This window comes from Phenylobacterium sp. (assembly GCF_004299445.1).
In the GTDB taxonomy this organism is placed as follows: domain Bacteria; phylum Pseudomonadota; class Alphaproteobacteria; order Caulobacterales; family Caulobacteraceae; genus Phenylobacterium.
Genome location: NZ_SCTC01000040.1, coordinates 17,515 through 42,095, shown reverse-complemented (window position 1 = coordinate 42,095; position 24,581 = coordinate 17,515). Strand labels below are relative to the sequence as shown.

The following is a 24,581-nucleotide window of genomic DNA, read 5'->3' as shown; positions in this document are numbered from 1 at the left end:
GGACCGGATGATCTGGACCGAGCTCGACCCCCACGACGCCGAGGTCGCCACGGGCGATCTGCACGAGCGCCTGGACGCCGAGGCCCTGGACGAGGGCTTCGCCGACGAGCCGGTCGAGGCCCAGATCGAGCGGATCGCGGGCCTGCTGGGCCTCTCGGGCGAGCCGATCCGGCGCTACGTCCCCGCCGCGCTGCGCCGCCGGTCGCGCTTCTTCCGCGAGGCGTGGGGCTGGAACGACGAGGACGACGACGACGACGAGGCGGACGGCGGCGAAGACGGGGCGGGGGACGAGCCGGACGACCCGGCCGCCGTGGCCGCGGGCTCGGCCGCCGCCGCGGCCATCGTCGCCGCCTTCAAGGCTCGCCACGGGCTGGGCCCCGGAGCGGGCGAAAGGGCGGCCTCGCCCGCGGCCCCGTCGCCGCCCGCCGGCGGCGGCCGACTGGCCCCGCCCATGGACCTGCCGTCGTGGGACTGCGACGACGACACCAGCTGAGGCGCTCGCGCCCCCGGGCCGGGGTTGGCCGCGGTGGGTCGCCCGGTCTATGGAGCCGCCCATGCGCGTTGCGGTCATCGGCACGTCAGGATCGGGGAAGACCACCTTCGCGGCCGCGCTCGCGAAGGCGCTCGGCGCGCGCCATATCGAGCTGGACGCCATCAACTGGCAGGCCGGGTGGAAGGACCTGAACGCCCACGATCCCGATGAATTCCGCCGCCGCGTGGCCGAGGCTGTGGCCGGCGAGGCGTGGGTCAGCTGCGGCAACTATTCGAAGGTGCGGCCCCTGGTGCTGGCGCGGGCGACGCATGGGGTGTGGCTGGACTATCCGAAGGCGCTCGTCATGGCCCGCGTGCTGCGCCGCTCGTTCGCCCGCGCGTGGACGGGCGACGAGCTTTGGCCCGGCACCGGCAACACCGAGACCTTCGCCCGCTGGCTGGACAAGGAGCACCCTATCCGCTGGGCCTGGGACACCTACGCCCGGCGCCGCCGCGACTATGGCGCGATGTTCGACGACCCGGCGCTGGCGCACCTGGCGAAGCACCGGGTGACCCGTCCGCGCGACGCCGAGGCGCTCATCGCGACGCTGGCGTCGTCGCAGGGCTAGGCCGGGACGAACACCGGCACGGGCGGGCCGCCCTCGGTCGGCTGGAACTTCACCTTGACCTTCATGCCGATCTTCAGCGCATCGGGGGCGACGTCGACGAAGTTGGTCATCATCGCCGGGCCCTCGTCGAGGGTGACATAGCCGATGGCGTAGGGGCCGGTGGGCGAGCGCCACATGACCGAATAGGTGTAGATCGTGGCCGTGCCCGGGCTCTCCTCCCAGACGGTGGCGTCCGAGTGGCAGTAGGGGCACATCGAGCGCGGGTACCAGTGGGCCTTGCCGCAGGCGGTGCAGCGCTTGATGAGGAAGCGGCCCTCGGCGGCGGCGTCGAAGAACGGCTTGGTCTCCAGCGTCACGGCGGGCGCGGGGATGGGGCGGGTCATCAGGTCGGTGGTCTCGGACACTTCTCAGGCCTCCCGTTCCATGATGACGGTCGCCGCTGCGTGGCGGACGCCCAGCGAGCCGCCCGTGCCGTGGGCCAGGGCGATGTCGCAGTTGGGCACCTGCACCTTGGGGTGGGCCTCGCCGCGCAGCTGGCGGACGGTCTCGATGATCTTGGTGATCCCGCCGCGGTTGGTGGGGTGGTTGTTGCAGAGGCCGCCGCCGTCGGTGTTGAACGGCAGCTTGCCGACGCCCGAGATCAGGTTGCCGTCGGCCACGAACCTGCCGCCCTCGCCCTTCTTGCAGAAGCCCAGGTCCTCCAGGGTCATCAGCACGGTGATGGTGAAGCTGTCGTAGATCGAGGCGTACTTGATGTCGGCGTGGGTGACCCCGGCCTCGGCGAACGTCGGCGGGCCGGTCCAGACGGCGCCGCAGTAGGTGAGATCGAGCTCCTGGCCGCCCAAGGGCATCTTGGGCGCCTCGGCCGCGCCCAGCACCTTCACCTTGGGGCGGTTCAGCGAGCGGGCCACCTCGGGCGAGGTGACGATCACCGCGCCGCCGCCGTCGGTGACGACGCAGCAGTCCAGCAGGTGCAGCGGGTCGGCGATCATGCGGCTGTTGACCACATCCTCGACCGTCACCACGTTCTTGAGGAAGGCGTGCTCGTTCCACTGGGCGTGGTGGCTGGCGGCCACCTTGATCCAGGCCAGCTGCTCCGACGTGGTGCCGTACTCGTACATGTGGCGCATGGCGCACATGCCGTAGGTGTTGTGGGTCGAGCCGCCGTAGATGTTCTCGAAGCCGGCCTCGGGTGCGCCGTCCGACAGCGCGCCAGGCTTGCCGCCGCCGCCGCCCGGCCCGCCGGGCCGCCCGCCGCCGTTGCGGGGCCGGCCGGCCAGGGTGATCAGCGCCACATTGACCTTGCCCGCCGCGATCGCCTGGCAGGCATGGTTCAGGTGGACGAGGTAGGACGACCCGCCGGTCTCGGTGGTGTCGGTGTGGCGGACGTTCCTCAGGCCCATGTAGTCGACCATCGACATGGCGCCGAAGCCCGGCGCGTCGCCCGCGCAGAAGTAGGCGTCGACGTCGTCGAAGCTGAGGCCCGCGTCCTCCAGCGCGCCCTTGGCGCTCTCGGCGTGCAGCTGGGCCGTGGTCTTGTCGGGGGCGTCACGCGTCGGGTGCTCGTAGGCCCCCATCACATAGGCCTTGCCCTTGATGCTCATGGCCTGCACGCCCTCCATCCCGTTCGTTCGAATGCGCCATCGATAGCAGGGGCGCCTCGGGTGAACCAAGGCCTCCTACGCCGTCGTCTTGGCCGCCGCGACGCGGGCGTCGCGCAGCGCAGTGCGGCGCACCTTGCCGGCGTCGTCGCGGACGGGCTCATCGACGAACTCGTACGAGCGCGGCTGCTTGTAGCTGACCAGGCGATCCTTCACGTGGGCCCTCAGGTCGTCGGCGCTGACCTGGCCCTTGGCGTTGACGATGGCGTGGATGCGGGCGCCGAGGTCGTCGTCGGGCAGGCCGATGACGGCGCAGGACTCCACCGCCGGATGCTCGTCCAGCGCCGCCTCGATCTCGGCGGGATAGACGTTGGAGCCGCCCACCAGGATCATGTCGGTGCGCCTGTCGGCCAGGTAGAGGTAGCCCTCGGCGTCGAAGTAGCCCAGGTCCCCCAGGCTCTCCCAGCCGTCGGCGCTCACCTTGGCCGTGGCGCCCACATACTTGTAGGTCTCGGGCGTGCCGGCGGCGCGGCGCATGTAGATCTCGCCCACCTCGCCGGGCGGCAGCTCGGCGCCGTCCTCGCCCAGCACCTTCATCTCGCCGATCGTCACCTTGCCCACCGAGCCCCGGTGGGTCAGCCATTCCGAGCCGGTGATGATGGTGACCGCCTGGGCCTCGGTGCCGGCGTAGAGCTCCATCACCTCGCCGGGTGCGATCCAGTGGATGAAGGCCTCCTTCAGCCAGGCGGGGCAGGGCGCCGCCATGTGCCAGAGCGTCTCCACCGTCGACAGGTCGTAGGCCGACCGCACCGACTCGGGCAGGTGCCAGATGCGGTTCATCATTGTGGGCACCAGGTAGACCCACGTGGCCTTGCGGCTCTGGATCTCCTTCAGCGTGCCCTCGGGATCGAAGCGCGGCGTCAGGATCACATGCGCGCCCAGGCTGGTGGCCGAGGTCAGCATGCCGAAGGGGGCGTTGTGGTAGAGCGGCGCCGGGATCAGCACGGTGTCGACCGGCCGGAGGCGGAAGCCGCCCACCTCGGGGGTCTCCTTGGCCGCCACACCCGGCTGTCCGGCCAGGATCAGCTTCGGCCGGCCGGTGGAGCCGCCGCTGGTGGGCGCCTTCAGGATCGGGGGGACGAGATCTGGCAGGTCGCTCTCGTCGTCGCTGAGCGCCAGGATGTCGGCGGCCTTCAGAACGGGGACGTCCAGCACGTGGTCGAAGTCGGCGATCACGACCGGCGACTTCGCCAGCTCGACGATCGCCGCCAGCTCGCCCCGGGGCAGGCGGAACGACACCGGCTGCGGCGTGGCGCCCAGCTTCCATACGGCATAGGCCGCGGTCGCGAAGTCGACGCTGTTGGGGAAGCCGATGGTGACGAGGTCGCCGAACCTGACGCCCTTGGCCGCCAGCCCGCGCGCCATCCGGTTCGAGCGCCCATGCAGCTGGGCGTAGGTCAGGGTCTCGGCCCCGCAACTGATCGCCGGCCTGTCGCCCTGGGTCCGCGCATGCTGGGCCAGCTTGGCGCCCAGCGAGATCATTTCGGGCAGCGCTTCGGACATACGGACCTCCACGGCGCGCACGTCGGCGCCGCCCGACAATCTGGGCCCTGCGCAGCCACAGGCAAGCGGCGGTTCAGTCCCTGGACTTGGTTGTCGCAGCGTCAGCTCCCCATGTCCCTCGCGACTGCCATGCGAAGGACCCGCCAGATGCTCGAAGGCAACCAGGCCGCCCTGTTCACCGCCCGCCAGGAAGGCACGCTGCCCGGAATCCTGGGCATCGCATGGGACGAGGTCGCCAACGGTCGCGCCCGCGGCCGCTTCACCGTCGAGAAGGCGCACATGGCCGCCAACGGCTTCATGCACGCCGCCGCGGTCGTGGCGCTGGTCGACAGCGCCTGCGGCTATGGCTGTGTGGCCTCGCTTCCCGAGGGCGCCAGCGGCTTCACAACCATCGAGATCAAGACCAACTACCTGGGCACGGCCAAGGTGGGGGAGACCGTCTCTTGCGAGGCCCGCCTTCTTCACGGCGGGCGCATGACCCAGGTTTGGGACGCCGAAGCCATCAACGAGACCACCGGCAAGACGGTCGCGGCTTTCCGCTGCACCCAGATGGTCCTCTACCCCCGCTGAAACGCGACGTCAGAACGCAGTTGCGCAGTCGGGGCGAGATGAGTAGAACGCGCCCTCGCTCAGCGGGCCCCTTAGCGGGCGGCCCGCGCCGGCTCTGGAGAGGTGGCTGAGTGGTTGAAAGTACCGCACTCGAAATGCGGCGTACTCGAAAGGGTATCGTGGGTTCGAATCCCACCCTCTCCGCCAGCCTTCTCTGACTCTATTGGAAATTCGGCCTCACGGCCGGATGGCCTATCACTGCCGATGATCCGCGGCTGTCTCTCTCGCGCGGGCCCCCAGGCGGGCGGCGCGTTCAATGGCCGCCGCATAGAGCCGCTGTTCGCCGTCAAGCGAACCACCCTCCAGGATCGGGACGAACGGTAGTTCGGCGATCCAATCGGCTGCGATGGGATGCGCAATCGCAGGCTCCCCTGCTAGATGAGTGGGATGGGACAAAGAACTGTGCTTCCGCCAAGTGAGCATTGGCGCGCCGGCATGGCCTTGCTTGCGAAGGGCGACTACGAGCTAGGCTTCCGCCTGTATGAAACCCGCCCTGTCCACATGGGCGGGAGGCCGGAAGGCCGCCCGACGCTCAGCTTTCCGGAATGGGACGGCTCACCGATCCGCTCTCTGCTCATCCTGCCAGAGCAGGGGCTGGGCGATCAGATCATGTTTGCGCGCTACGCCCCGTGGCTCGAGGCGCAAGGGATCACCGTGTTTCTGTTGTGCCATCCGAGCCTGGCCCGGCTGTTCGGCTCAGCGGGGCTGCAGGTTATCCCAGCCAGTGGACGCACGCCGCTGCCCCGGGCTGACGCTTGGGTGTTGGGGCCGTCCCTTCCGTATCGCTGTCGCACGACGCCGGAAACCATCCCGCCAGCGACCTACCTGAACGCCGCCGCGCAGCCCACGCAGCACCGGATCGGCTTGGCGCTTCGTGGGAACCCCGCAAATCTCAACGACAGGCTGCGCTCACTCTCGCCAGATCAGATCGCCCGGTTAGAGACCCTACCTGGAGCGCTGGACCTCTCACCGTCCAACACAGGCGCTCGCGACTTCCAGGACACCGCCGAAATCGTTGCAGGCCTGGATCTGGTCATCGCCGTGGACACGTCCGTCGCGCATCTGGCCGGCGCGATGGGGAAGCCCTGTTGGGTCCTCCTGCCCCGCGAAGGCCTGGACTGGCGCTGGGGCGATGGTGTGCGTTCGCCCTGGTATCCCGAGATGCGGCTCATCCGACAGGAGCGGGGTGGCGATTGGGATGCCGTGCTTGACGTGGTCAGCCGGGACCTCGGGCTCGGCGAGCAGCGCGACTAGCCGGCCATCAGCGCCCACGCCGGTGGCCGCGCTTGGTTTGCCCCGCTTGCTTCGCCCCGCTTGCTTCGCGTCGCGTCACCCCTGCTGGACTGTCTCCGACACACCGCAAGACAGGCGGCGTTTGGGCGTGACAGAATGGCCGCAAGGGCCGTCCCGAGGGCAAGGAAACGACAATGATCAAGACGCGCATCACCGAGATGTTCGGTGTGGAGACTCCGCTGATTATGGGCGGCATGACGGGCGTGGGCTATGCGCCGCTGGTGGCCGCGGTGGCCAACGCCGGCGCGCTGGGCTTCATCACCGCCCACCACAGCCAGTCGGCCGAGGAGCTGCACAAGGAAATCCAGCGCTGCAAGGACCTGACCGACAAGCCGTTCGGTGTGAACCTCACCCTGCTGCCGTCGCTGAACCCGATCCCCTATGACGAGTATCGCCGGGCGATCATCGAAAGCGGGATCAAGATCGTGGAGACCGCCGGCCGCGCGCCCGTCGACCACCTGCCCGACTTCAAGGCCAACGGCGTGAAGGTGATCCACAAGTGCACCAGCGTTCGCCACTCGGTCTCGGCGGTGAAGCACGGCGTGGACGTGATCTCGATCGACGGCTTCGAGTGCGCCGGCCACCCCGGCGAGGATGACATCGGCCTGATCGTGCTGCTGCCGGCGACGGTGGACGCGATCGGCGACGTGCCGGTGATCGCCTCGGGCGGCATGGCCGACGGTCGCAGCCTGGCCGCCGCGCTGATGCTGGGCGCCGACGGGGTCAACATGGGCACCCGCTTCATGGCCACCCAGGAGTGCGCCATCCATGAGAACGTGAAGCGCAAGATCGTCGAGAACACCGAGCGCGACACGCTACTGACCAACCGCACCCTGCGCAACACCAGCCGCGTGGCCCGCAACGCGGTGTCCGAGGAAGTGGTCAAGATCCAGCAGGACCCGACCAAGACGATCGAGGACGTGCGCCACCTGGTGGCCGGCGTCCGTGGCCGGACCAACGTGATGGGCCAGGGCGACACGGACGGCGGCATCTGGACCGTCGGCCAGAGCCAGGGCCTGATCCACGACATCCCGACCTGCAAGGACATGGTGGCCAACATCATGCGCCAGGCCGAGGACGTCCTACAGAAGAACGCCCGCCGCGTGGCGGTGAGCGCCTGACGACAGACGCTCGCGAGCCTTCTCCCCTTGCGGGAGAAGGTGTCAGCCGCAGGCTGACGGATGAGGGCCGCCCGGAGCCATCCGGCGGCCCTCTTGCGTCAGGCGATGCGCGGCTCGCGCTTCTGACGCGGCTTGCGGCGGAACCAGAAGGTCCAGACGGTGAGCGTGCCGAAGAGGCCCAGGGTCAGGCCCGAGACCGTCATCACGAGGCGATAGGGCAGGCCGCCCACCTTGGCGGCGTGCAGCGAGTAGATCGCGTTGAAGGCCTGGGCCCGGGCGGGCAGCTTCAGGGCGTCGCGCGCCTGGACCAGCCGGCCCGTGTCGGCGGCGAACCACAGGGTCGTGCGTCCGTTGGGCAACCACTCCTCTTGCTGACGCAGGCGCAGGCTGACCAGGCCAGAGCCTTCGCGCGGCAGCGACAGGATCCGCACCTCGGCGGTCGGGTAGAGGCGGCGGGCTTCGCGGATCATGCCGCCCCAGTCGAGGTCCGGCGCCAATTTCACCCCCTTGAGCGGCGGGGGCGGCTTCAGGCTCCGGGTGATCTCGGCCTCGGCGCCCGGACCCAGCACCAGGTTCGTCACGGGCCGGAAAATCATTATGGCGCCGGTGACCATCGACAGCGCCAGCACGGGCGCCAGCAGGACGCCCCAGTCGCGGTGGTGTCGCAGGATCGCGAAGCGCGAGAGATCCCTCGGGACCAGGCGGAACACGTAGGAATGGCGCAGCGGCCACCAGAGGATCAGGCCGGTGATCACGAAGCCCAGTCCGACCAGTCCTGCGACGCCCGCCACCATCTCGCCGGTGTCGCCGTAGAACAGATGGTGGTGCAGGTCGAAGAGCCAGACCTCGGGCCGCTCCCACTGGCTCTCCCAGCGGGTGACGATCTGGCCGGCTTGGTCGGCGTAGGCCCCCGCTTCGCCCTCGAAGCTCAGCCGATTCAGGCCGAAGCCATCGGTCGCGAAGACGATGCTGCGAGGCCGGGTCTCGGGATCGGCCATCAGCCGCTGCGCGGCCGCCGCGAGGGCCGCGGTCTCGGTCACATGTGGGTCGCCCGCGCCGGGCACTCCGGTCCAGACGTCCTTGTGCACGAGCAGGGCGCCCGAGACGCCGAGGACCGCCAGCAGCAGGCCGATCACGCCGCCCAGCCAGCGGTGCAGGAGATCGAGGAGCCGCATCATCAGAAGCGGTAGTCCCATGCCAGCGTGAAGGTGCGGCCGCGGCCGGAGAAGAACCGGGCGTTGTTGGTCGGCTGCTGCGTGTCGGTGTTGTAGTCGATGTAGTATTCGTCAAAGAGGTTGGCGACGGCCAGCGTCAGCCCGCCCCAGCGCTCGAACTCGTAGCGCACGGTGGCGTCCACCAGGGTGTAGCCCGCGAAGCTGTTGCGCGGATCGGCGCCCTGGAAGTCGCGGCTCAGGTACTTGCCCAGCTGCAGGCGGCCCGACCACGGGCCCTCGCGATAGTTGGCGGCCAGCACCACGCGGTCGGGCGAGATGTTGGCGCCGTCCAGGTCGATGTCGACGCGACCGTCGGCGTTGGAGTCCGCGCGACCCTTCAGGTCGGCGTAGCCCGCCTGGACCGTCAGGCCTTCGATGGGCGTGCGGGCGGTGACGTTGAACTCGAAGCCCTCGATCTCGACCCGCTGGCGCTGGACCTCGAACACCGTGCCCACCAGCACCAGCAGCTGGCCCTTGGTGCTGGTCGACCAGAAGTAGGTGGCGTTGGCGTCGAAGGGCCCGCGCTTCAGCTCGACGCCGACTTCGCGGTTGTTCGAGATGATCGGGCTGATGTCGAGATAGTCGTCGATATCGACGCCGTTGATGTTGATCGCGCGCGTGATGCGGCCAACGTCCGGAACCGTGTAGCCCTCCGCATAGCTGACGTAGCCGCGGATGCCCGGCGTGGGTTCGAAGATCACGCCGGCGTTTACCAGGGTATCCGAGAACTCGGGCGAGCCGCCCGCCACGGCGCGGGAGCCGTAGAACGCCAGGGTGGTGAAGTCGTCGACCTTGATCTGAACCTTCTCGTGGCGCAGGCCGCCGGCGAGGCGCAGCCGCTCGTCGAAGAGGGCCAGGTTGCCCTGCAAGAACGGCGCGACGCTGGTGTACCGGGTCGGCGGCACCCAGACGCGGTCTGTGCGGACCAGCGCCTGCTCGGTGCGGTCCTTCAAGAGGTCAAGGCCGACGGTGGCGGTCAGGCCATCCAGGCCGGGAACGGCGCGCTCATAGCTGAACTTGGCGCCCAGCTTGCGCGAGCGGTTCTCGGACTGGTCCAGCAGCGTGCCCAGCGGCGCGATGCGGATGTCCTGGAAGGTGGCGCCGGAGTCGCCGCCGAACAGGTCCTTCGTGCGGTTCCAGAAGGCCTGGGTCACCAGGTTGCCCCCGGCCAGGTCGGTGTCGGTGTACGAGATCGAGGCGCTCTCGGTGCGGCCACGCGCCGGCGTGCCGGGCTGGACGCCGCGGCGGGCGGTCGACGGGACGCCGGTGGTGCGGTTGCCGGCGACGTTCACGTAGTCGCCGTCCCCGGCCAGCTGGAAGCGGCTCAGGATCAGGTCGGCGCGGGCGGTGTCGCTGAGCGCGTAGCCGAAGCGGCCGAACAGCGACCAGCTGTCGGAATCCTGGGTCTCGCCCTGGGCGGCGTCGAAGCCGACGCGCCGACCCTTGCCGTCGTAATAGGCGCCGCGCTTCTCGTAGGCGGCGCCGGCGGTGGCGTCGAACGCGCCCTCTTTCCAGCTCAGCAGCCCGGCGGCCTTGTAGCCCGAGCCGTCGCCGTGGAAGCCGTTGTCGGAGAGGTTCTGCAGAAGGACGCGGCCGCTGACGCCCTCTTCCTTCGGCGCGCCCACAGTCACCTGGTTGACGATGCCGCCCGTGCCGCCGATGCCCTGAAGGGCGTTGGAGCCGAAGATCAGCTCGACGCGGTCGACGAAGAACGGGTCGATCGTGAAGCCGTCGCGCGAGCCGTCGCGCAGCGGGGTCGATTGCGGGATGCCGTTGATGGCGTACAGCGGCGAGCGGCCGCGCAGGGTCTCGCCGGCGCCCGACAGCTTCTGGCGGGTGGGCGAGAATGAGGGTGTCAGCGCTGCGACGGCGTCGACCACCGAGCCGCCGATGGTCACCTGCTGCTTCAGGTCTTCAGCGCCGATCACCTCGACGGTGAGCGGCAGGGCGTTGGCCGGCAGCACCGTGCGGGCCGCGGTGACGGTGACCTCCTCGACTTCGCGGCCGGCATCGGCGGTTTGGGCCGCTGCAGCGTGCGCCAGCAGGGCGGTGGCCAGGATCGTCGACGTCAGAAGCGCGGTCCGCATGGTCCCCTCGAAAGATTGAGAGGTGGCCTATAGGGCAAAGGTTAGTGCGAGTCATTCGCAATATCACATGCCTGCGTCGGGCCGTGATCGATCTTGCCGCCGGCTATCCCATCGCCGGGCCGAGGCGGTCGCGCGCAGCAGGCCGCAGCAGGGCGAACAGCACCAGCGCGCCCGCGATGTCGAATACGCCCAGGAGGGCGAAGAGGGGGCCGAAGCCGGTGCGATCGGCCAGTGCGCCCACAAGCAGCGAGAACAGCAGCCCACCGGTCCAGCCCATCATGCCGACGAGGCCGTTGGCGCGGGCCAGGGACTGGCGGGGGAAGACGTCGGTGGTCAGCGTGTTGATCAACACCGAGATCATCTGGTGCGCAAAGCCGCCGACGCAGAAGAGGGCGATCGCGGCCAGGGGCCCGTGCGCGAGACCCACGCAGGCCGGTGCGATCATCAGCGCGGCGCCCAGCCCGACGCCGACGGCCCGCGAGGTCAGCAGGCCCAGCTTCAGACGGCCCATCAGGAAAGGCGACAGGTAGCCGCCCAGGATCCCGCCCAGGTCTGCGGCCAGAAACGGCATCCACGCGAACATCGCGACGCCTTTGAGATCGAGCCCCCGCTCCCTGGCGAGGTAGAGCGGGATCCAGAAGCTGAAGGTCTGCCACGCCGGCTCGGCCAGGAACCGTGGGATCGCCAGCGCCCAGAAGGTGCGGTCGGCCAGCAGCGCGCGGAACGGCACGGCGACGCCGGTTTCGGGCTCGGCGGGCGCCTTCGCACGTTCGACGTCGGAGAGGGCCGGATGCCGCGCCGGGCGCTCGTACAGCCGCCACCACGCGAAGGCCCAGACCAGGCCCAGGCTGCCGGTCACCAGGAACGCCGTGCGCCAGTCCCAGGTCAGCGTCAGCCAGATCACCAGGGGCGGGGCGATCATCGCGCCCAGCGAGGTCCCGGCGTTGAAGAAACCCACCGCGACCGAACGGTCCTTCGGTCCGAACCACTCGCCGATCGCCTTGATGCCCGCCGGGATGGCCGCCGCTTCGCTGGCGCCCAGCGCGCCGCGCAGCGCCGCCAGCGACACCCAGCCGCCTGCGAAGGCATGGCCCATCCCGGCCAGCGACCACGCCACGGCGAAGAGCGCGAAGGCGGCCTTCAGACCGGCCCAGTCCAGGATCGCGCCGCACACCGGTTGCATCAGGGTGTAGGCCACCTGGAAGGCGGCCACGATCCAAGAATACTCCTGGGTCGAAAGGTCGAGCTCCTGCGTCAGGTGCGGCGCCAGAACGCCCAGGGCGTTGCGATCGATGTAGTTGATGATCGTGCCGACGCAGACGAGGCCGACGATCCACCATCGCAGGCGTGCGACGGTCGCCATGCTAGGCGGCGGGCCGGGCCGTACGGGCCAGAGCGAACACGATCGCCGCCGCCGCCAGCGCCACCGGCGTCATGGTCAGGAAAACCTCGCCGGGGCTGAAGCCGCCATTGCGCAACTCGCCCGCGATCAGCGGTCCGGCGATGGACCCCAGTCGGCCGATCGCCACGGCGGCGCCAGCGCCCGCGCCACGCAGCTGGGCCGGGTAGAGCATCGGCGCGACGGCGTAGAGCGAGAACTGCGCGCCCATCACGAGGAACCCGGCCGCCGCCGACAGCATCATGATCGACAGCGAGGCCCCTGCGGCGGCCAGACCCGCCATCGCGGCGCCCAGCGCCATGTAGGCGACCACCAGCGGCCAGCGCCAGCCTAGGCGGTCGGTCACCGCGCCGACCAGAAGCGAGCCTACGACGCCGGCGATGTTGAACGCCATCGAGGCTGCGAAGCCCTCCGACGCCGGCAGACCCTTGTCGACCACCAGGGTCGGCAGCCAGTTGAGCGCCAGGTAGAGCACGACCAGGGTCAGCATGAACGCCGCCCAGACGAGCAGCGTGGGCGCGGCTCTGCCCTCAGCAAACAGGGCCCGGATCAGGTTGCGGTCGGCCTTCGGGTCTGCGGCAGGCCGGGTCTCGGGCAGCAACAGGTAGATCACGGGCGCCAGCACCAGCGGCACGACGCCGCCCGCAATGAAGATCGCCCGCCAGTCCAGCCCCTCGCCCGCGAGCCGCGCGATGAGGGCCGCCGTCGCCCCGCCGACGGGCATGCCGCAGAACATCGCGGCCACCGTTGCGGCGCGGCGCTCGGGCTTGGCGATCTCGACCGCCACCGCGATCAGGTTGGGCATGGCGCCGCCGAAGCCGAGGCCCGTGGCGAACCGCGCCCACAGCAGGGCGTCGAACGAATGGGCCCCCGCCGTCACCAGAGAGAAGCCGCCGAACAGCAAGACCGAGCCGATCAGCACCGGCCGCCGGCCTGTGCGGTCGGCCAGCCACCCCCCGGCGAAGGCGCCGATGACCAGGCCGACCATGGCCACGCTGGCCGCCCAGCCGACCTGCGAGGGATTTAGACCCAGCTCCGGGGCCAACCGGGGCGCGGCCACGCCGAACGCCTGGATGTCGTAGCCCTCGACCGCCGCGATCAGGAAGCAGATGAAAACGACCAGGCCGCCCGCGACCGACTTCTTCTGCACCGCCGCCCCCGAAGCGAATCCGTGTTCGCGACAAGTCGTATCGGCGCCCTTGAGGAAACCCAAGTACGGCCTTGCGGGTTAAGGGCGTCGGGCGGGTCGGTGTTTCAGGTTCAGAGGAGCGTTGCTATGCGCAATCGATTGGTCGCCGCCCTGGTGTTCGCCCTGTCCGGGGGCGCCCTGGTCGCCGCTCCGGTCCCGGCCGAGGCCAAGCGGGTGCTGGTCTGCAAGGACGTGAAGAAGAAGGCCACGAACGGAACCGTCATCGGCGCGGTCGCTGGCGGCGTGCTGGGCAATGTGGTGGCGGGCGGCGGCGCCAAGACCGAGGGCACCCTGATCGGAGCCGGTGTCGGCGCCGTGGCGGGTCACGAGATCGCCAAGAACAAGGCCAAGAAGAAGCGCTGCCACTACGAATACCGTTAGGCGACTACTTCAGGCACATCCACCGTGTGCGGTGGAAGTTCGGCGCATTGTCCACCCAGCCCGTGATGCGCTTGCTGACCAGGTTACGATTCACCACGAAGTAGATCGGGATCGTGGCCTCGTCGTCGAGGATCAGATTCTCGGCCTGCGCCAGGATGTCTGCGCGCCTCGCGCGGTCCGGCTCCTGGTCGGCGGCGGCCAGCAGGGCGTCATAGGCGGGGTTCTTGTAGTCGCCGTAGTTCTGCGCGCCGGTATCGGACTTGAAGAGGCCGAGGAACGTCACGGGGTCGTTGAAGTCCCCGTACCAGCTCATCGAACCCACCTCGTAGTCGCGGTTGCGGTAGGCGCTGAAGGCGACGCCGGACTCGTACTGCGCCAGTTTGACCTCGACGCCAACGGCCCGCCAGTCGGCCTGGATCGCCTCCATCAGCAGCAGCGTGTCAGTGTTGTTGGGCGTGGTGATGGTGAGCCTCAACGGTCGTTTCGCCGTGAACCCCGCCGCGGCCAGCAGCCGCTTGGCCTCGACCTGTCGCTGGGCGAACGGCATGTCGGCCCAGGCGACGCGCGGACCGTTCTTCACATAGCCGGCGGTGATGGGGGGTACGAAGGCGTAAGCCGGTTGCTGGCCGGCGCGCAGCAGCTTCCTGGCGATAAAGTCGCGGTCCACCGTCATCGACAGCGCCCGGCGCACCCTGATGTCGCGGAAGGCGGCCACGTCGCGCGTGTTGAACGACATGTAGGCGGTGGCCAGCGAGACGCCGGTGCGCGGCACGCCCGGCATGGTCTTCTGCAGCCGCTCATAGCGGTTGGATTGGAAGCGCGTGTTGAGATCGAGTTCGCCACGAGCGATCCGCCGCTCGGCGGTGACGACGTCGGGGGTGGGGTAGTAGTTGACCCGGTCGATGCAGACGTTGCTGGCGTCCCAGTAGTAAGGGTTCTTCTCGACCGTGATCCGGTCGCCGAGCCGCCACGACGTGAGGCGAAAGGCGCCGTTCGAGACGAAGCGCCCCGGCTTTACCCAGCCGTCGCCGTACTTTTCGACCACGTGCTTGGGCACAGGGAAGAAGCTCTGATGCTTGAGGAGCTCGGGCAGGTAGGGCGCCGGGTGCTCCAGCGTGATCTGCACGGTGCGCGCATCCAGGGCCACGGCGCCCAGGGTCTCGGGCGTGGCCTTGCCTTCATTCAAGGCCTGCCCGCCTTTGATCACGTACAGCAGGTAGGCGTAGATCGACGCCGTCTTGGGATCGAGCGTGCGGCGCAGGCCATAGACGAAATCGTCCGCGGTCACGGGGCGGCCATCCGACCAGCGCGCCTCGCGCAAATGGAAGGTCCAGACCAGGCCGTCGGGGCTGGTCTCCCAGCGGGCCGCGGCGCCAGGCACAGGGGTCGCATCGGGCGCGTCGGTGGTCAGGCCCTCGATCAGGTCGCCGATGATCGAAGCTTCGTCGACCAGATTGGCCTTGCCGGGGTCCAGGGTCTGGGGCTCGGAGTTGTTGCCGTACTCCAGACAGACCTTCCCGGCCGGGCAGGCGGCGCGCTGGGGCGCGCCCTGGCAGGCGGCGAGCCAGGTTGCGGCGAGTAGGACGGCGGTGAGCGGCTTCAGCACCCCGACATCAGCCACGCGGATTCGGCTCCTGTCGAGCCGCAGCCTCAGTGCAGCCGAAACTCGGCTCCGACCGCCTTCAGTTCGGCCGGCTTGATCAGCTTGCAATGGCCAACGGTGACCTTGAACAGAGGGCCGTCGAGCTGGCGGGTCCAGAAGTCGAGGAACTTCCGCAGCGTCGGGAACTCGGGGAACAGGTCGTAGTCCTGCCAGAGATAGCTCTGCAGGAGACTCGGGTGGTCCGGCATGCGGTAGAGAATCTCGGCCGTGGTCAGGCCGTAGCCTTCCAGTTGCTTCCTGAACTCCGGCGACACCTTCATGGAACCTCGCAGACAGAATCATGCGCGGCGCGTGCGGCCACGCTGCTGGAGATGAAGCCTGATTCTTTCTGAAAACACCATTAATACAACATGTTAGCACTCGGCGGGGGAGGTTGCTGCTAGGCGAACAGCTCAGGCCGCCGAACCTTCAGCGCCAGGATCAGCGCCAGCGACTTCAGGTCTTCGATCTTGCGCTGCTCGACCCATGCCCAGAGCCGCGACAGCGGAACTTCTTGGACAGAGATATGCTCGTTCTCGCCCTCGACCCCGCCGCCGGGGCCGGTACGGTCGCCCTGGGAGTACTCCGCCAGGAACAGATCGATCCGCTCGCTCGACACGCCCGGCATCGAGAAGGGAGAGGCCACGGCGTCCAGTCGGCGCAAGGCGACGCCTGCCTCTTCCAGCGCTTCGCGGATGGCGGTGTCCTCGGGATCCTCGTTCTCGACCATACCCGCCGGGGCCTCGAGCAGCTCAGGCGGCCCTCCGGCCCAGATCACCGGCGCGCGCGGCAGGTTGATCATCAGCGCCACCTTGCGTGCGGGGTCATAGGGCAGGACGCAGGCGGCCCGCCCGTGGTGTTCGATCTCGCGACGGAACGTCTCGCCGTCGGGCCCGGTGCAGGTCGCGACCATCAGGGTCAAGAACCCTTGGTAGGCCGTTTCAACCCTGCGCAGCTCCACCACCATTTCTGCACACTCCCGCCGCGCATTCGCCCGGAACCCTGGCCAACCTTGGCTGGTTCTTGTTGAGGGCGCCATTCGGGATTAGCCGACTCATGCATGACATCCGGCCTTCGGGCCAGCCGACCACCGATCCGGTCCGCGATCACGACGCGGAACCGGTCGCGTCGGCCGAGCCGTCGCGCACGTTCGCGAGACCTCGAGCGACAGCGCCATCTCCCCGACACGGCCCGGCGGCGCACATGGCGCTGGCGGCGGAGCCCCTGCCCGACCTGGACGATCCCGCCTTTGGCCGCCTGTTCGACCGCTTCGGCGATGGCAGGGTCGTGCTGCTGGGCGAAGCCACCCACGGAACGTCCGAGTTCTATCGCGCGCGAGCGGCCATCACCCGCTGGCTGATCGAGACGCGCGGCTTCAACATCCTGGCGCTGGAGGCCGACTGGCCGGACGCCCGCGTGCTGGACGCCCAGGCGCGGGGGCGCAAGCGTCCGACACAGGCGGCTCCCCCGCGCGCTCCGAACTGGATGTGGCGCAACGCTGAGTTCGACGACTTCCTGACTTGGCTTACCGCCCACAACAGCGGCCGGGCGCCAGGCGCGCAGACAGCGATCCATGGCCTGGACCTCTACAACCTGGCCGGATCGATGCGCACGGCCGTGGAGCATCTCGCCAAGGTCGACCCCGAGGTCGCCGACCTCGCGCGCGACCGCTTCGGCTGTGTGGCGCCGTGGTCGCAGGACGACGCGCCGGGCCGGGTGGCGGGGTCAGGGCGCTATGCGTCCAACGAGGCTGCGGTGACGTCGCGCCTGGCTGACGCCCTGGCTCGCCAGCTGCAGGAGACCGCCGGCGGTGACGAGGCGCTTCTGAGCGCCGCCAACGCGGCGCGGCTGCTTCGCGAAGCTCCGGACTACTATCGGGCCATGTACTACGGCGGCGCCGAGGCGTGGAACCTGCGCGCCCGGCACATGTCCGAGACGCTGCAGGGGCTGATGGAAAGCAAGGGGCGGGACGCCAAGATCGTGGTCTGGGCGCACAACGCGCACGTCGGCGACGCGCGGGCGACCGAAATGGGCGTCGTTCGCGACGAGCTGAGCCTTGGCCAGCTCTGCCGCGAGACCTGGGGCGACGAGGTGCGCCTGATCGGCATGGGGTGCCATGCCGGCGAGGTGGCCTGCGTCCGAGCCTGGGACGGCCGCGTCGAGGTCAAGCCGATCCGGCCATCCCTTCCCGGGAGCCAGGAGCGCGACGCGCACGACACAGGGGTTGGCCGCTTCCTGCTGGACCTGCGCCCGCAGGTGCACAGCGCCCTGCGTCGCGCCCTGTCCGAGCCGCGGCTCGAGCGGTTCGTGGGCGCCGTCTACCGCCCGGAGACCGAGCGTGCGAGCCACTACGCCGGGTGCCGCCTGCCCGAGCAGTTCGACGCCTGGGTCTGGTTCGACGAGACTCGGGCGGTAAGCCCGCTGCCCGACGCCGCCTGACCGCGCCGCTAGCCGATAGAGACGCGCAGCATCCAGGCGTGCTTCTCGTGGGCCTCGACACGGGCGTCGATCAGGGACGCGGTGACGTCGTCGGCGCCGTCGCGGGCGGCCTTGGCGGTGGCGACCAGGGCGGCGTGGTCGGCGACCAGCTCCGTGAGCATGGCCTCGGCGTTCTGGGCAGGGTCGCCGTCCTTGATCTGCGACAGCTGCCCGAAGGCGCCGTAGCCCATGGGCGCCAGCTCGCCCAGGGCGCGGATGCGCTCGGCGATCAGGTCGATGGCGGCCCACATCTCGGTGTAGTGGGTCATGAACAGGGCGTGCAGCGAGCCGAAGTTCGGGCCGCGGACGTTCCAGTGGTAGCCGTGGGTCTTCAGGTAGACCGCGTAGGTGTCGGCCAGGAGCCTGGAGAGCCCAGCGGCGATCTCATTTTGTGATTTTTCGGCCATGTGTGTCTCTCCTGGGATCAGCGGGCGCGAACGCGGGCGGGTTTGAGGGCCCAGGCCCGCTCGTGGACGGCGAAGGCGATGGTCTGGAAGATGGGCTCGATCAGGCCCACGGCCAGGGCCGCCTGCCAGTTGCGGGTCAGCGCATAGGCCACGGCGATGGCGACGATCATGTGAACCAGCGACCAGCTGGCGGTCTTGGCGGCGAGGCGCATGGGCGGTCGTCCTTGTCTGTCGCTGCTAGATAGGCAGGGCCAGGACAAAGGTCCAATCGATCTTGTGACCAATTAGAATAGATTTCGACGATGGTGAGCTAGAGCCCGGCGAGGAAGGCGATCAGGTCTTCGCGGTCACGCGGTGTGGGCAGCCCGGAGAACGGCATCTTGGTGCCCCGGACCACCGCCTGCGGGTCGACGAGGAAGGCGTCGAGCGTTTCGGCGGTCCAGATCACGGCCGAGCGGCGCATTGGCGGGGAATAGACGTAGTCCTCGACCGCTCCAGCTTTGCGACCGACAATCCCCTTCAAGTGGGGGCCGAGCGCCTTGGGCGCCGCAGGATCGACGGTGTGGCAGGCTGCGCACTGGGCGTAGATCGTCTTGCCGCGCTTCGCATCGCCGCCGGCGGTCGCCGGGCCCGCGGCGATGAGCGCCAGGAGAAGGACGACCCACCTCATGACAGCAGTCCCGGACGCTTGAGGTAGCGTTCGCGGATGGCTTCGCCTGTTCGGTAGGCCAGAGCCGCCACCGGGCCGGTCGGATTATAGGCCGAGTTGTGCGGGAAGGCCGACGCGCCGACCACGAACACGTTGGTCACGTCCCAGCTCTGCAGCCAGGTGTTGACGGCGCTGGCCCCAGGCTCGGCGCCCATGATCGCCCCGCCGGTGTTGTGGGTCGACTGATAGGGAACCACCGACCACGTGCGCGGATAGAAGGCGGGGTTCGCGTGGGTCGGGTTCATGGCGCGCCCGATCTGCGCGCACAGCTCGGCGGCATGGCGGTTCTGCTTCAGGTCGTTGTCCTTGAAGTCGAAGGTCATGCGCAGGAGCGGCTGGCCGAAGCGGTTGCGATAGGTGGGGTCCAGGTCGAGGAAGTTCTGACGGTGGGGCATGACCCCGCCGAGCGCGCTGACGCTAAGGGCCGATTGGTACCACTTGGCGGTCGCCCGCTTCCATTCGGCGCCCCAGGCCGGCGTGCCTGCTGGCGTCGGCCGGTAACCGATGGGGCGACCATTGCTGCCGCTGACGCTGATCGTGGATCCGCCGATGTAGCCCTGCGGGCCGCGGTCGAAGTCCCAGTTGGCGTGATAGTCGTCGACGATGGCGCCCATCGACCCGGTCGCAATGAACGGATTGAAGTTCCTGCCCTCGAAGAACATCTGCTGCGACGCCGACCCCTGGTAGGCGTAGTGGCTGCCGACCACGCCCTGACCCGTAGCCGGGTCATAGGGCGCGCCGATCCCCGACAGCAGCATCAGGTGCACGTTCGAAAGGGCGTAGGCGCAGAGAATGACCAGGTCGGCCGGCTGTTCCAGTTCCTCTCCCGTCTGCACGTTCACATAGGCGACGCCCACGGCGCGTTTGCCGGTGGAGTCGAGCATGACCTTCTGCACCCACGACCAGGTCCGAAGTTCGACGTTGGGGTTCTTCAGGGCCACGGGAATCACCGTGGTGTGCGGGCTGCCCTTGGCGTTGGACTCGCAACCGAAGCGCTCGCAGAAGCCGCAATACTGGCACTGGCCCAGCTGCATGCCGTCGGGATTGACGTAGGGCTTGGAAGCATTGGCGGCCGGCCGGGCGAAGGGGTGCAGTCCCAGACCCTGGGTCGCCGTGCGGAAAAGCTTGCTTGCGTAGTTCTCGGTGAGCGGCGGGAGCGGGTAGTCGCGCTTGCGCGGGCCCTCGAACGGATTGCCGCCCGCCTGCTTGCGACCCTTGATGTTGCCCGCCTTGCCCGAGACGCCGGCGTCGTACTCGAACCGGTCGTAGTAGGGCTCAAGGTCGGCGTAGCTGACCCCCCAGTCCCGCAGCGGCATGTCCTTGGGGATGAAGCCCGCGCCGTAGCGCTGCTCGTACATCGATCGGATCTTCAGGTCGTTGTCGGCCCAGCGCCAGGTGGCGCCGTTCCAGTGTGCGCCCGCGCCTCCCACGCCCTCGCCGGGCAGGAAGGAGCCCAGCCGCCGCATGGGCAACGCGGTCTCCGCAGGCGTGTTGCGGATCGTCACGGTGTCCTTCGCCGTGTCCATCATCAGGTCGGTGCGTTGGGCGTAGCGAAGTTCGTCGCGGATCATCGGGACGCTGAAGTTCTCGCCGGTCGAGCGGGGTCCGCCCCGCTCCAGCACCACGATCTTCTGGCCTGTCGGGCCCAGCTCGCGGGCCATGATCCCGCCGGTCCAGCCCATGCCGACGATGACGATGTCGACCGGAGGCAGTGTACGGGCCACGGCCGTCCGCCTACGACATGTCGGCGATGCCCACGGGCTCTGCCGTGAACCGCCGTCCGTCGTTGTAGAGTGCGATGTTCTGGGCGTTGTTCGCCATCACGCCAGGGAAGCCAATCATCCGCCAGGCGGCCTTGTCGCGATTGCCGCCGTAGATCGGGTCGGCGAACATACCCTCCATCACCGTCTGGTAGAGCACATCGAAGAAAGGCCGTGCGGGCAGGCCGCCCGGCAGAGCCAGCCGGCCCTGGCTGAGGGCGACGAGGAACCCCTCCCGCTCCGCGGCAGGCAGCCGGTCGAAGGTCTTGCCGTAGGTCGCCTGGCAGTAGGCGTTGGATTGCGCAATGCCCACCCGATACAGCTCGGATGGCGTGAGCGGCAGCTGGTAGCCCTGGTTCGGCGACCCGGACCGCCACGGGCCTTGCATGTAGAGCCGGTCGCCCTTGCCCCATGAGCCGGCCAGCGCCCTGTCGATGAACACCGGGATGCCCAGCGCGACGCCATCCGGAGAGAGGTCGTCGGCAGGGACCATGTGCATCGCCAGCGCCTCGACGAAGAGGGCCTCGCTGGGCTGGAGGAAGATGTAGCCGGCGGGTGGCGTCTCTGCCGCAGGGGGCGTCGCCGCCGGGGCGGCTTCGGCCGCCGTTCCGGCCCCTGCGATGCCGCTCGCAAGCAGGAGAATCGCGCGACGATCGAGCGCTGGCTGTCGCATGGATCCCCCCCCCCCCCGGGACGTCGGCCTGAGCAGACTCCCTCGAACGTCGTTCGTCAAGCGGACCGGAATGACCGGCTTGGCGCCGCCCCGCGATAGGTTATCGTCGTTCAGCGACCCTCCATCAGAGATGGGCGCTGACGGAGGAACGACGCATGAAGTTCACCTGGTTCAACCTCATGCCGTGGCCCTATCTCCCGGACGACTTCCGGGAGACGAACCGCTCGGTGTGGGTCGACATCGACCAGAAGCTGTTCGATCCGGCCAGGAGCCATGAGGTCTACAACACCTACATGGATCTGCTGGAGTACGCCGACACCCTCGGCTTCGACGGCGTGGGGGTGAACGAGCACCACCAGAACGGCTATGGCATCATGCCCAGCCCCAACATCATCGCCGCGGGCCTCGCGCGCCGGACCAAGGATGCGGCGGTCGTGGTGCTGGGCAACTCGATCGCCCTCTACAATCCGCCAGTGCGGGTGGCCGAAGAGTTCGCGATGCTGGACTGCATCTCGGGCGGGCGGTTGGTGGCGGGGTTCCCGGTGGGGACCTCCATGGACACCAACTACTGCTACGGCCAGATTCCCAGCCTGACGCGCGAGAAATACCAGGAAGCCCACGACCTGATCATCAAGGCGTGGACCACCCGCGAGCCCTTCGCCTTCAACGGTCGCTACAACAAGCTGCGCCACGTGAACATCTGGCCGCGGCCGATCCAGCAGCCGCATCCGCCGGTGCATATCCCGGGCGGCGGCTCGGTCGAGACCTACGACTTCTGCATCGACAACACCTACAGCTACTCGTACCTCAGCTTCTCGGGCTACCTGCGCGCCCAGGCGCTGATGAACGGCTACTGGAAGCGGGTGGAGGAGCGGGGCGTCGACAAGAGCCCTTACCGCGCCGGCTTCGCCCAAACGATCCTGGTGGCCGACACCGACGAGGAGGCCGAGCGGCTCTACTCCGAGCACGTCAGCTACTTCTACAATCGCTGCCTGCACGTCTATCCGGGCTTCGCCGACGCGCCCGGCTACCGCACGATCAAGACCATCCAGACCGGCGCCCTGTCGCAGTACGCCCCGCCCACCGGCGGCTACACCCAGCTGACCTGGAAGGAGCTGACCGAGCAGGGGCACATCATCGCCGGCAGCCCCGAGACCGTGCGCCAGCGGATGGAGGACCTGATCAAGGGCCTGAACGTCGGCAACATCTTCTGCCTGATGCACGTGGGGAACATGCCGGCCGACAAGTGCATGTATTCCACCAAGCTGTTCGCCGAGAAGGTGATGCCCAAGCTGCGGAACATGTTCCCCGACTGGGATCACGACAACCGCTTCTGGACCCAGCCGCTGAAGGACCGGGTCACCTCGGGCGCCCTGCCCAAGCAGGCGCCCACCCGTGAAGAGCTGATGAAGACCTACGCGGTGGAGGCGTGACCATGGAGCTGCGCACCGTCCAGACCACCTATGCGCCGGTCCGCTATCTCGTCGGCGGCGCCGGGCCCGACCTGGTCTTCCTGCACGGGGCCGGCGGCGTCACCGCCGACGACCCGCTGCTGGCCGAGCTCGCGAAAAGCCATCGCGTCTACGCCCCGCTGATCCCCGGCTACGGCGACAGCGAGGAGGCGCCCGAGATCCGCGACATGCTGGATTTCACCCTGCACAGCTGGGATGTGGTGCAGGCGCTGGGGCTGAAGGACCCGATCCTGGTCGGCCACTCGATGGGCGGGATGATCGCGGCCGAGATGGCCGCCGTTCAGCCCAACGATGTCTCGCGGCTCTGCCTGATCGCCCCGGCCGGCCTGTGGGACGACGAGCACCCGATCGCCGATTTGTTCGCGACCCTGCCCTACGAGATGCCGGCGCTGCTGTTCCACGACGCCGAGGCGGGCGCGGCGATGCTGACGGCGGGCCGCAACGTCACCGACCCCAACTTCCTGCAGACCTACCTGGTGACCAACGCCCGCCAGCTGGGCATGGCCGGGCGGATCCTCTTCCCCATTCCCGAGCGGGGTCTGGCCGGCCGTATGCACCGCATCCGCGCCCGGACTGTGATCGTGTGGGGCGACGGCGACAAGCTGATCCCGCCGGTCTACGCGCACGGCTTCAAGAAGGGCATCCTGGGCGCCGAACTGGTCTCCATCCCCGAGGCCGGCCACATGGTCACGATGGAGCACCCGCGCGCGGTGGCCGAGGCCATCGGGCGGCTGGGGTAGGGGGCGCCCCCTTACGGGATCGGCACGCCCTTCTCCGGCACGCGCCAGAGGTAGATCTGGACGCCGGGGGCGACGTTGACGGTCTTTTCGGCGGTCCAGGCGCCCATGTCCCAGGTGTAGCTGACGATGCGCGTGCCTGGGGGCAGGGCGCGGAGCTTGGGCTTCAGGCGCTCGTTCAGCTCTGGCAGCAGGTAGAGCATCACCACGGTCGCCTCGCCGATGTCGGCGGCGAACAGGTCCTGGCGGCGGAAGCGTACCAGGCGCTCGACGCCGGCGGCCCTGGCGTTGGCGCGGGCCTCGGCCACGCGGACTTCGCTGAGCTCGATGCCGACGCCGCGGGCGCCGAAACGCCTGGCCGCCTCGATGGGAATGCGCCCGTCGCCCGAGCCCAGGTCGTAGACGACGTCGCCGGCCTTCACCTCGCCCAGGGCCAGCATGGCGTCGACGGTCTCATAGGGGGTCGGCACATAGATCACGTCGATGCCGCGGTCGGGCGGGACGGTCTGGCAGGCCGCGACAAGCAGGGTCGCGATCAGCGCGCAGAACAGCCTCATCCGCACCCTCCGCCACGGCTTTCGACCCTGCCAATGTGCGGCTGCGCCTATCCGGGCCGTGTTCACGCCTTCGTGAGCGGGGGCGCGGCCACGCTGAACCAAATCCGGCAAACGGAGTTTTGCCTCCCCATCGAGGGACGTCTGGAGCGGACAGGGCGCGATGCGCCGGCCCCCTCCATCGATGGACCCATGAGAGGAGAGACCGAAATGAAGACCATGATCGTGACCCTGGCCGCCGCCACCGCCCTGACCGCGGGCGCGGCCGCAGCCCAACCCTATGGCTACGGTCGCCACGACACCCGCTGGATGCCGCACGACGAGCGCCAGGAGCGGCTGGCGTTCCGCATCGACCAGGGCGTCCGCTCGGGCCAGCTGACCGGCCGAGAGGCGTATCGCCTGCGGACCGAATTCAACCGCATCGCCCGCCTGGAGGCGCGCTATCGGGTGAACGGCCTGTCGCGCTGGGAGAGCCGCGATCTGGACCGGCGGATGGACCTGCTGAGCAACGACGTCCGCCTGTCGCGTCGCGATGACGAGCGCCGCTACGGCTACAACGACTATCCCCGCTACTAGTCGCGGAGACCGGACC

The 24,581-nt window shown here is 69.0% G+C and carries 26 protein-coding genes and 1 tRNA gene; 11 read left to right on the top strand and 16 right to left on the bottom strand.

Annotated features, from left to right (window positions below; translation table 11 throughout):
• A partial coding sequence (locus EPN98_RS10785; RefSeq protein ID WP_293362699.1) for a hypothetical protein occupies positions 1 to 493 on the top strand: 493 nt, incomplete at its 5' end.
• A 61-nt stretch (positions 494 to 554) separates the two neighbouring features.
• Positions 555 to 1,100, top strand: a complete 546-nt coding sequence (locus EPN98_RS10780; RefSeq protein WP_293362698.1) for an AAA family ATPase — start codon at positions 555 to 557, stop codon at positions 1,098 to 1,100.
• On the opposite strand, the gene EPN98_RS10775 is transcribed toward EPN98_RS10780, so the two are convergent.
• The 3 genes from EPN98_RS10775 to EPN98_RS10765 form a co-directional block, all read right to left on the bottom strand.
• Positions 1,097 to 1,504, bottom strand: coding sequence for a Zn-ribbon domain-containing OB-fold protein (locus tag EPN98_RS10775; RefSeq protein WP_293362697.1), 408 nt, complete (start codon positions 1,502 to 1,504; stop codon positions 1,097 to 1,099). The genes EPN98_RS10780 and EPN98_RS10775 overlap by 4 nt on opposite strands.
• 3 nt (positions 1,505 to 1,507) lie before the next feature.
• Positions 1,508 to 2,704, bottom strand: coding sequence for a thiolase domain-containing protein (locus EPN98_RS10770; protein WP_293362696.1), 1,197 nt, complete (start codon positions 2,702 to 2,704; stop codon positions 1,508 to 1,510).
• Positions 2,705 to 2,779: 75 nt separating this feature from the next.
• A complete protein-coding gene (locus EPN98_RS10765; RefSeq protein ID WP_293362695.1) occupies positions 2,780 to 4,264 on the bottom strand; it encodes an AMP-binding protein in 1,485 nt (494 codons plus the stop codon).
• Between the two features lie 147 nt (positions 4,265 to 4,411).
• On the opposite strand from EPN98_RS10765, the gene EPN98_RS10760 reads away from it, so the two are divergent.
• The 4 genes from EPN98_RS10760 (at position 4,412) to EPN98_RS10745 (ending at position 7,287) form a co-directional block, all read left to right on the top strand.
• The gene (locus tag EPN98_RS10760; protein WP_293362694.1) at positions 4,412 to 4,834 is read left to right on the top strand and encodes a PaaI family thioesterase; all 423 of its coding nucleotides are present in this window, start codon (positions 4,412 to 4,414) and stop codon (positions 4,832 to 4,834) included.
• Between the two features lie 96 nt (positions 4,835 to 4,930).
• A tRNA-Ser gene (locus tag EPN98_RS10755) sits at positions 4,931 to 5,020 on the top strand.
• Positions 5,021 to 5,308: 288 nt separating this feature from the next.
• Entirely contained in the window at positions 5,309 to 6,127 is an 819-nt protein-coding gene (locus EPN98_RS10750; RefSeq protein WP_293362693.1) for a hypothetical protein, read from the top strand.
• Positions 6,128 to 6,300: 173 nt separating this feature from the next.
• Positions 6,301 to 7,287, top strand: a complete 987-nt coding sequence (locus EPN98_RS10745) for a nitronate monooxygenase family protein (RefSeq protein ID WP_293362692.1) — start codon at positions 6,301 to 6,303, stop codon at positions 7,285 to 7,287.
• A 98-nt stretch (positions 7,288 to 7,385) separates the two neighbouring features.
• Here the strand turns inward: EPN98_RS10745 and EPN98_RS10740 are convergent, their stop codons facing one another.
• From EPN98_RS10740 to EPN98_RS10725, 4 genes are all read right to left on the bottom strand, one after another.
• Complete coding sequence (locus EPN98_RS10740; protein ID WP_293362691.1) at positions 7,386 to 8,465, bottom strand: PepSY-associated TM helix domain-containing protein; 1,080 nt, start codon at positions 8,463 to 8,465, stop codon at positions 7,386 to 7,388.
• The gene (locus EPN98_RS10735; protein ID WP_293362690.1) at positions 8,465 to 10,588 is read right to left on the bottom strand and encodes a TonB-dependent receptor; all 2,124 of its coding nucleotides are present in this window, start codon (positions 10,586 to 10,588) and stop codon (positions 8,465 to 8,467) included. The genes EPN98_RS10740 and EPN98_RS10735 overlap by 1 nt, the downstream gene beginning before the upstream one ends.
• Positions 10,589 to 10,691: 103 nt before the next feature.
• Positions 10,692 to 11,951, bottom strand: a complete 1,260-nt coding sequence (locus EPN98_RS10730) for an MFS transporter (RefSeq protein ID WP_293362689.1) — start codon at positions 11,949 to 11,951, stop codon at positions 10,692 to 10,694.
• Between the two features lies 1 nt (position 11,952).
• Positions 11,953 to 13,137 carry an MFS transporter gene (locus EPN98_RS10725; RefSeq protein ID WP_293362688.1) on the bottom strand — a complete coding sequence of 395 codons (1,185 nt, stop codon included), beginning with the start codon at positions 13,135 to 13,137 and terminating at the stop codon, positions 11,953 to 11,955.
• 126 nt (positions 13,138 to 13,263) lie between these two features.
• Between EPN98_RS10725 and EPN98_RS10720 the strand changes: the two genes are divergently transcribed.
• Positions 13,264 to 13,557, top strand: coding sequence for a glycine zipper 2TM domain-containing protein (locus EPN98_RS10720; protein WP_293362687.1), 294 nt, complete (start codon positions 13,264 to 13,266; stop codon positions 13,555 to 13,557).
• A 4-nt stretch (positions 13,558 to 13,561) separates the two neighbouring features.
• On the opposite strand, the gene EPN98_RS10715 is transcribed toward EPN98_RS10720, so the two are convergent.
• The 3 genes from EPN98_RS10715 to EPN98_RS10705 all read right to left on the bottom strand — a co-directional run bounded on the left by EPN98_RS10715 (position 13,562) and on the right by EPN98_RS10705 (position 16,112).
• The gene (locus tag EPN98_RS10715) at positions 13,562 to 15,178 is read right to left on the bottom strand and encodes a peptide ABC transporter substrate-binding protein (protein ID WP_293362686.1); all 1,617 of its coding nucleotides are present in this window, start codon (positions 15,176 to 15,178) and stop codon (positions 13,562 to 13,564) included.
• A gap of 29 nt (positions 15,179 to 15,207) precedes the next feature.
• Complete coding sequence (locus EPN98_RS10710; RefSeq protein ID WP_293362685.1) at positions 15,208 to 15,480, bottom strand: usg protein; 273 nt, start codon at positions 15,478 to 15,480, stop codon at positions 15,208 to 15,210.
• A 119-nt stretch (positions 15,481 to 15,599) separates the two neighbouring features.
• Positions 15,600 to 16,112 carry an NUDIX hydrolase gene (locus EPN98_RS10705; protein ID WP_293362701.1) on the bottom strand — a complete coding sequence of 171 codons (513 nt, stop codon included), beginning with the start codon at positions 16,110 to 16,112 and terminating at the stop codon, positions 15,600 to 15,602.
• 290 nt (positions 16,113 to 16,402) lie between these two features.
• Here EPN98_RS10705 and EPN98_RS10700 point away from each other — a divergent pair, with 290 nt between their 5' ends.
• Positions 16,403 to 17,638: an erythromycin esterase family protein gene (locus EPN98_RS10700; protein ID WP_293362684.1), complete on the top strand. Its 1,236-nt coding sequence runs from the start codon at positions 16,403 to 16,405 to the stop codon at positions 17,636 to 17,638.
• A gap of 8 nt (positions 17,639 to 17,646) precedes the next feature.
• On the opposite strand, the gene EPN98_RS10695 is transcribed toward EPN98_RS10700, so the two are convergent.
• The 5 genes from EPN98_RS10695 to EPN98_RS10675 form a co-directional block, all read right to left on the bottom strand.
• Positions 17,647 to 18,084: a DNA starvation/stationary phase protection protein gene (locus EPN98_RS10695; protein ID WP_293362683.1), complete on the bottom strand. Its 438-nt coding sequence runs from the start codon at positions 18,082 to 18,084 to the stop codon at positions 17,647 to 17,649.
• A 17-nt stretch (positions 18,085 to 18,101) separates the two neighbouring features.
• Positions 18,102 to 18,296: a DUF2061 domain-containing protein gene (locus EPN98_RS10690; RefSeq protein WP_293362682.1), complete on the bottom strand. Its 195-nt coding sequence runs from the start codon at positions 18,294 to 18,296 to the stop codon at positions 18,102 to 18,104.
• A 98-nt stretch (positions 18,297 to 18,394) separates the two neighbouring features.
• Positions 18,395 to 18,754 (bottom strand): cytochrome c family protein, encoded by a 360-nt coding sequence (locus tag EPN98_RS10685; protein ID WP_293362681.1) that lies wholly within the window; start codon positions 18,752 to 18,754, stop codon positions 18,395 to 18,397.
• Positions 18,751 to 20,517 carry a GMC family oxidoreductase gene (locus EPN98_RS10680; RefSeq protein ID WP_293362680.1) on the bottom strand — a complete coding sequence of 589 codons (1,767 nt, stop codon included), beginning with the start codon at positions 20,515 to 20,517 and terminating at the stop codon, positions 18,751 to 18,753. Before EPN98_RS10680 ends, EPN98_RS10685 begins: the two co-directional genes overlap by 4 nt.
• Positions 20,518 to 20,527: 10 nt before the next feature.
• Positions 20,528 to 21,226 carry a gluconate 2-dehydrogenase subunit 3 family protein gene (locus tag EPN98_RS10675; protein ID WP_293362679.1) on the bottom strand — a complete coding sequence of 233 codons (699 nt, stop codon included), beginning with the start codon at positions 21,224 to 21,226 and terminating at the stop codon, positions 20,528 to 20,530.
• Positions 21,227 to 21,381: 155 nt separating this feature from the next.
• On the opposite strand from EPN98_RS10675, the gene EPN98_RS10670 reads away from it, so the two are divergent.
• Together EPN98_RS10670 and EPN98_RS10665 are read left to right on the top strand one after the other, a co-directional pair.
• Positions 21,382 to 22,659, top strand: a complete 1,278-nt coding sequence (locus EPN98_RS10670) for an LLM class flavin-dependent oxidoreductase (RefSeq protein ID WP_293362678.1) — start codon at positions 21,382 to 21,384, stop codon at positions 22,657 to 22,659.
• Positions 22,660 to 22,661: 2 nt separating this feature from the next.
• Positions 22,662 to 23,438: an alpha/beta fold hydrolase gene (locus EPN98_RS10665; RefSeq protein ID WP_293362677.1), complete on the top strand. Its 777-nt coding sequence runs from the start codon at positions 22,662 to 22,664 to the stop codon at positions 23,436 to 23,438.
• A gap of 11 nt (positions 23,439 to 23,449) precedes the next feature.
• Here the strand turns inward: EPN98_RS10665 and EPN98_RS10660 are convergent, their stop codons facing one another.
• Complete coding sequence (locus EPN98_RS10660) at positions 23,450 to 23,992, bottom strand: class I SAM-dependent methyltransferase (protein ID WP_293362676.1); 543 nt, start codon at positions 23,990 to 23,992, stop codon at positions 23,450 to 23,452.
• A 207-nt stretch (positions 23,993 to 24,199) separates the two neighbouring features.
• On the opposite strand from EPN98_RS10660, the gene EPN98_RS10655 reads away from it, so the two are divergent.
• Positions 24,200 to 24,565: a hypothetical protein gene (locus tag EPN98_RS10655; protein WP_293362675.1), complete on the top strand. Its 366-nt coding sequence runs from the start codon at positions 24,200 to 24,202 to the stop codon at positions 24,563 to 24,565.
• Positions 24,566 to 24,581: the final 16 nt, after the last annotated feature.

Coding starts and splice junctions, on each gene's coding strand:
- EPN98_RS10660 (WP_293362676.1), bottom strand. CDS start 23,992: ATGAGGCTGTTCTGCGCGCTGATCGCGACCCTGCTTGTCGCGGCCTGC.
- EPN98_RS10750 (WP_293362693.1), top strand. CDS start 5,309: ATGGCCTTGCTTGCGAAGGGCGACTACGAGCTAGGCTTCCGCCTGTAT.
- EPN98_RS10740 (WP_293362691.1), bottom strand. CDS start 8,465: ATGATGCGGCTCCTCGATCTCCTGCACCGCTGGCTGGGCGGCGTGATC.
- EPN98_RS10685 (WP_293362681.1), bottom strand. CDS start 18,754: ATGAGGTGGGTCGTCCTTCTCCTGGCGCTCATCGCCGCGGGCCCGGCG.
- EPN98_RS10670 (WP_293362678.1), top strand. CDS start 21,382: ATGAAGTTCACCTGGTTCAACCTCATGCCGTGGCCCTATCTCCCGGAC.
- EPN98_RS10720 (WP_293362687.1), top strand. CDS start 13,264: ATGCGCAATCGATTGGTCGCCGCCCTGGTGTTCGCCCTGTCCGGGGGC.
- EPN98_RS10730 (WP_293362689.1), bottom strand. CDS start 11,951: ATGGCGACCGTCGCACGCCTGCGATGGTGGATCGTCGGCCTCGTCTGC.
- EPN98_RS10780 (WP_293362698.1), top strand. CDS start 555: ATGCGCGTTGCGGTCATCGGCACGTCAGGATCGGGGAAGACCACCTTC.
- EPN98_RS10760 (WP_293362694.1), top strand. CDS start 4,412: ATGCTCGAAGGCAACCAGGCCGCCCTGTTCACCGCCCGCCAGGAAGGC.
- EPN98_RS10665 (WP_293362677.1), top strand. CDS start 22,662: ATGGAGCTGCGCACCGTCCAGACCACCTATGCGCCGGTCCGCTATCTC.
- EPN98_RS10705 (WP_293362701.1), bottom strand. CDS start 16,112: ATGGTCGCGACCTGCACCGGGCCCGACGGCGAGACGTTCCGTCGCGAG.
- EPN98_RS10735 (WP_293362690.1), bottom strand. CDS start 10,588: ATGCGGACCGCGCTTCTGACGTCGACGATCCTGGCCACCGCCCTGCTG.
- EPN98_RS10700 (WP_293362684.1), top strand. CDS start 16,403: ATGGCGCTGGCGGCGGAGCCCCTGCCCGACCTGGACGATCCCGCCTTT.
- EPN98_RS10695 (WP_293362683.1), bottom strand. CDS start 18,084: ATGGCCGAAAAATCACAAAATGAGATCGCCGCTGGGCTCTCCAGGCTC.
- EPN98_RS10770 (WP_293362696.1), bottom strand. CDS start 2,704: ATGAGCATCAAGGGCAAGGCCTATGTGATGGGGGCCTACGAGCACCCG.
- EPN98_RS10655 (WP_293362675.1), top strand. CDS start 24,200: ATGAAGACCATGATCGTGACCCTGGCCGCCGCCACCGCCCTGACCGCG.
- EPN98_RS10745 (WP_293362692.1), top strand. CDS start 6,301: ATGATCAAGACGCGCATCACCGAGATGTTCGGTGTGGAGACTCCGCTG.
- EPN98_RS10765 (WP_293362695.1), bottom strand. CDS start 4,264: ATGTCCGAAGCGCTGCCCGAAATGATCTCGCTGGGCGCCAAGCTGGCC.
- EPN98_RS10710 (WP_293362685.1), bottom strand. CDS start 15,480: ATGAAGGTGTCGCCGGAGTTCAGGAAGCAACTGGAAGGCTACGGCCTG.
- EPN98_RS10690 (WP_293362682.1), bottom strand. CDS start 18,296: ATGCGCCTCGCCGCCAAGACCGCCAGCTGGTCGCTGGTTCACATGATC.
- EPN98_RS10675 (WP_293362679.1), bottom strand. CDS start 21,226: ATGCGACAGCCAGCGCTCGATCGTCGCGCGATTCTCCTGCTTGCGAGC.